This window comes from Rothia sp. LK2588, assembly GCF_040946465.1.
Lineage (GTDB): Bacteria > Actinomycetota > Actinomycetes > Actinomycetales > Micrococcaceae > Rothia.
The window spans coordinates 1-5398 of the sequence record NZ_JAYWLS010000007.1 but is presented as its reverse complement, the minus strand read 5'-3'; the positions used below and the strand labels follow the sequence as shown (position 1 = coordinate 5398).

The 5398-nt window shown below is 53.1% G+C and carries 2 rRNA genes; both read left to right on the top strand.

From position 1 onward, the window contains the following. The first annotated feature begins 388 nt into the window (after positions 1–388). A 16S ribosomal RNA gene (locus VVR12_RS10540) occupies positions 389–1917 on the top strand. A 344-nt stretch (positions 1918–2261) separates the two neighbouring features. Then, positions 2262–5353, top strand: a 23S ribosomal RNA gene (locus VVR12_RS10535). Together the 16S and 23S rRNA genes form the textbook arrangement of a ribosomal RNA operon. Positions 5354–5398: the final 45 nt, after the last annotated feature.

Here is a 5398-nt window from a genome sequence, read left to right as displayed (position 1 = left end):
GGACTTCCGGGTTGCAAGCTTCAGTGAGGCTCTGGTAAACTAGACGAGTTGCCCCGATCGAGGGTGACGGAATCCAAACCAAGTAATAATGACTGGCGTATGTCAGCTACCTGGGTGCTTTTGTGCCTGGTGTGCGGTGCGTGTGGTTTGTTGTTTGAGAACTCAATAGTGTGCTTTGTTCAATGATCATATCACCCCGTCATGATGGGGTTGATGTGAACACAAAACTGATACCAAATTATTTATTTTATTTTTGAAATACCTCTTTTGGTTTCAGAATAGACAGCTAGAAGCAAGTGACCGAGTCACCGTACCCCGTGTGGCGTTGAGGTTCCTTGTTTCGTATTTTATTTTGAGATCCAGGTTTTTCGAACTTCTTTTTTGTTTTTCAACGGAGAGTTTGATCCTGGCTCAGGACGAACGCTGGCGGCGTGCTTAACACATGCAAGTCGAACGATGAAGACCGGTGCTTGCACTGGTTGGATTAGTGGCGAACGGGTGAGTAATACGTGAGTAACCTGCCTTTAACTCTGGGATAAGCCTGGGAAACTGGGTCTAATACCGGATACGACGTGGAACCGCATGGTTTCCTCGTGGAAAGGGTTTGTACTGGTTTTAGATGGGCTCACGGCCTATCAGCTTGTTGGTGAGGTAATGGCTCACCAAGGCGACGACGGGTAGCCGGCCTGAGAGGGTGACCGGCCACACTGGGACTGAGACACGGCCCAGACTCCTACGGGAGGCAGCAGTGGGGAATATTGCACAATGGGCGCAAGCCTGATGCAGCGACGCCGCGTGAGGGATGACGGCCTTCGGGTTGTAAACCTCTTTCAGCAGGGGAGAAGCGAAAGTGACGGTACCTGCAGAAGAAGCGCCGGCTAACTACGTGCCAGCAGCCGCGGTAATACGTAGGGCGCGAGCGTTGTCCGGAATTATTGGGCGTAAAGAGCTTGTAGGCGGTTTGTCGCGTCTGCTGTGAAAGACCGGGGCTTAACTCCGGTATTGCAGTGGGTACGGGCAGACTAGAGTGCAGTAGGGGAGACTGGAATTCCTGGTGTAGCGGTGAAATGCGCAGATATCAGGAGGAACACCGATGGCGAAGGCAGGTCTCTGGGCTGTAACTGACGCTGAGAAGCGAAAGCATGGGGAGCGAACAGGATTAGATACCCTGGTAGTCCATGCCGTAAACGTTGGGCACTAGGTGTGGGGGACATTCCACGTTTTCCGCGCCGTAGCTAACGCATTAAGTGCCCCGCCTGGGGAGTACGGCCGCAAGGCTAAAACTCAAAGGAATTGACGGGGGCCCGCACAAGCGGCGGAGCATGCGGATTAATTCGATGCAACGCGAAGAACCTTACCAAGGCTTGACATACACTGGACCGCCTCAGAGATGGGGTTTCCCTTCGGGGCTGGTGTACAGGTGGTGCATGGTTGTCGTCAGCTCGTGTCGTGAGATGTTGGGTTAAGTCCCGCAACGAGCGCAACCCTCGTTCTATGTTGCCAGCGCGTTATGGCGGGGACTCATAGGAGACTGCCGGGGTCAACTCGGAGGAAGGTGGGGATGACGTCAAATCATCATGCCCCTTATGTCTTGGGCTTCACGCATGCTACAATGGCAGGTACAAAGGGTTGCGATACTGTGAGGTTGAGCTAATCCCAAAAAGCCTGTCTCAGTTCGGATTGGGGTCTGCAACTCGACCCCATGAAGTCGGAGTCGCTAGTAATCGCAGATCAGCAACGCTGCGGTGAATACGTTCCCGGGCCTTGTACACACCGCCCGTCAAGTCACGAAAGTTGGTAACACCCGAAGCCGATGGCCTAACCGTTTGGGGGGAGTCGTCGAAGGTGGGACGAGCGATTGGGACTAAGTCGTAACAAGGTAGCCGTACCGGAAGGTGCGGCTGGATCACCTCCTTTCTAAGGAGCACAACAATAGTTGGCTGGGTTTGTCTACGAGTGTTGGACACCTGGTTTGCTCATGGGTGGAATATTAGTTTTGTGGTGTTGAATAGGGCGCGCTGTTGGGTTTTGAGGCAATGGGCTCCGCACGTTGTGTGGTGTTGTTGTCTTGGTTGTGCCTGGCATTGCTGGGGGTTGCTGCCGTGTTGGTGGTGGTTTCTGGTGGTGTGTGGGTTGTTGTTTGAGAACTGTATAGTGGACGCGAGCATCTTCTGGGAACTCTGTTATGAGGGTTTCTATGAGTACGAGCATGCATATTTTTTGTGTGCAAGTAATTGATTTTCTTTGATTATTTGTGTGTTTTGTAAGTTATGAAGGGCACACGGTGGATGCCTTGGCATCAGGAGCCGATGAAGGACGTGTGAATCTGCGATAAGCCTGGTGGAGTTGATAACAGGACGTTGAGACCAGGATTTCCGAATGGGGAAACCCAGCGCGCTGTGAGGCGTGTTACCGCCAGTTGAATGTATAGGCTGGTTGGGGGGAACGCGGGGAAGTGAAACATCTCAGTACCTGCTGGAAGAGAAAATAAATAATGATTCTGTGAGTAGTGGCGAGCGAAAGCGGATGAGACTAAACCTGTGGTGTGTGATACCGGTTGAGGGTTGCATCATGGGGGTTGTGGGAGTCAACGTGGGTAGTTCAACCGCTGCCTGGCGCGATGTTGTGTGGTGTAGGTGAACAGCCTGGGATGGTTGGCCGGAGTGGGTGAGAGTCCCGTAGCCGTAACGTTGCACGCCGTGTGTTGGCCACCCGAGTAGCACGGGACTCGTGGAATTTCGTGTGAATCTGCCAGGACCACCTGGTAAGTCTAAATACTTCCTGATGACCGATAGTGAATCAGTACCGTGAGGGAATGGTGAAAAGTACCCCGGGAGGGGAGTGAAATAGTACCTGAAACCGTGTGCTTACAAGCCGTTGGAGCCTTGAGGGGTGACAGCGTGCCTTTTGAAGAATGAGCCTGCGAGTTAGTGTTCTGTCGCGAGGTTAACCCGTGTGGGGTAGTCGTAGCGAAAGCGAGTCTGAATAGGGCGTTTGAGTGGCAGGATCTAGACCCGAAGCGGAGTGATCTACCCATGGCCAGGTTGAAGCGACGGTAAGACGTCGTGGAGGACCGAACCCACTTCAGTTGAAAATGGAGGGGATGAGCTGTGGGTAGGGGTGAAAGGCCAATCAAACTCTGTGATAGCTGGTTCTCCCCGAAATGCATTTAGGTGCAGCGTCGTGTGTTTCTTGCCGGAGGTAGAGCTACTGGTTGGTTGATGGGCCGTATTGGTTACTGACGTCAGCCAAACTCCGAATGCCGGTAAGTGAGAGCGCGGCAGTGAGACAGTGGGGGATAAGCTTCATTGTCGAGAGGGAAACAGCCCAGACCATCGATTAAGGTCCCTAAGCGTGTACTAAGTGGGAAAGGATGTGGAGTTGCTTAGACAACCAGGAGGTTGGCTTAGAAGCAGCCATCCTTGAAAGAGTGCGTAATAGCTCACTGGTCAAGTGATTCTGCGCCGATAATGTAGCGGGGCTCAAGTACACCACCGAAGTCATGGCAATGAGATTTTTTCTTGTTGGGTAGGGGAGCGTCGTGTATCCGGTGAAGCTGCGGTGGAAACCAGTGGTGGAGGGTATGCGAGTGAGAATGCAGGCATGAGTAGCGAATCACGGGTGGAAAACCCGTGCGCCGGATGATCAAGGGTTCCAGGGTCAAGTTAATCTGCCCTGGGTTAGTCGGGGCCTAAGGCGAGGCCGACAGGCGTAGTCGATGGATAACGGGTTGATATTCCCGTACCGACGAAGAACCGTCCATACCAATACTTTGATGCTAACCATGCGATGGTGCTTGTAACCTGCCATTTTTTGGTGGGAGCTTGTGCCGGGTTGTGGGACCCGATTTGTGGCGGTAAGCGTGTTAACAGGTGTGACGCAGGAAGGTAGCCAAGCCACGCGATGGTTGTCGTGGTCTAAGCGTGTAGGGTATCGGGTTGTTAAATGCGCCCGTGTTGGCCTGAGACGTGATGGGACCCCGTTTGTGGGGGATTTGGTGATCCTATGCTGCCGAGAAAAGCATCGGCGTGAGGTTCTAGTTGCCCGTACCCTAAACCGACACAGGTGATCAGGTAGAGAATACTAAGGCGATCGAGAGAATCATGGTTAAGGAACTCGGCAAAATGCCCCCGTAACTTCGGGAGAAGGGGGACCTTGAGCGTGATGGGCACGTGCTGCCCGGAGCGTGTATGGGTCGCAGAGACCAGGGGGAAGCGACTGTTTATCAAAAACACAGGTCCGTGCGAAGTCGTAAGACGATGTATACGGACTGACTCCTGCCCGGTGCTGGAAGGTTAAGAGGATTGGTTAGCCCTTTTGGGCGAAGCTGAGAATTTAAGCCCCAGTAAACGGCGGTGGTAACTATAACCATCCTAAGGTAGCGAAATTCCTTGTCGGGTAAGTTCCGACCTGCACGAATGGAGTAACGACTTCCCTACTGTCTCAACCATGAACTCGGTGAAATTGCAGTACGAGTAAAGATGCTCGTTTCGCGCAGCAGGACGGAAAGACCCCGTGACCTTTACTATAGTTTGGTATTGGTGTTCGGTGTGGCTTGTGTAGGATAGGTGGGAGACTGTGAAGCTGGCACGCTAGTGTTGGTGGAGTCGTTGTTGAAATACCACTCTGGTCATTCTGGATGTCTAACTTCGGCCCATGATCTGGGTCAGGGACAGTGCCTGATGGGTAGTTTAACTGGGGCGGTTGCCTCCTAAAGTGTAACGGAGGCGCCCAAAGGTTCCCTCAGCCTGGTTGGCAATCAGGTGTTGAGTGTAAGTGCACAAGGGAGCTTGACTGTGAGACTGGCAGGTCGAGCAGGGACGAAAGTCGGGACTAGTGATCCGGCGGTACGTTGTGGAACGGCCGTCGCTCAACGGATAAAAGGTACCTCGGGGATAACAGGCTGATCTTGCCCAAGAGTTCATATCGACGGCATGGTTTGGCACCTCGATGTCGGCTCGTCGCATCCTGGGGCTGGAGTTGGTCCCAAGGGTTGGGCTGTTCGCCCATTAAAGCGGTACGCGAGCTGGGTTCAGAACGTCGTGAGACAGTTCGGTCCCTATCCGCTGCGTGCGTTGGAAATTTGAGAAAGGCTGTCCTTAGTACGAGAGGACCGGGACGGACGAACCTCTGGTATGTCAGTTGTACCGCCAGGTGCATGGCTGATTGGCTACGTTCGGGAGGGATAACCGCTGAAGGCATCTAAGCGGGAAGCCTGTTTTGAGATGAGATTTCCTTGCCCTTTGTGGGTGTGAGGCTCCCTATAGATGATGGGGTTGATAGGCCGGGTATGGAAGCGCCGACTGAAGAGGTGTGGAGTTGACTGGTACTAATTGGCCGAAGGCTTACATTATTTTTTGTGTGTGTTTGTGTGTTTGCGTCCACTGTATGGTTTTGA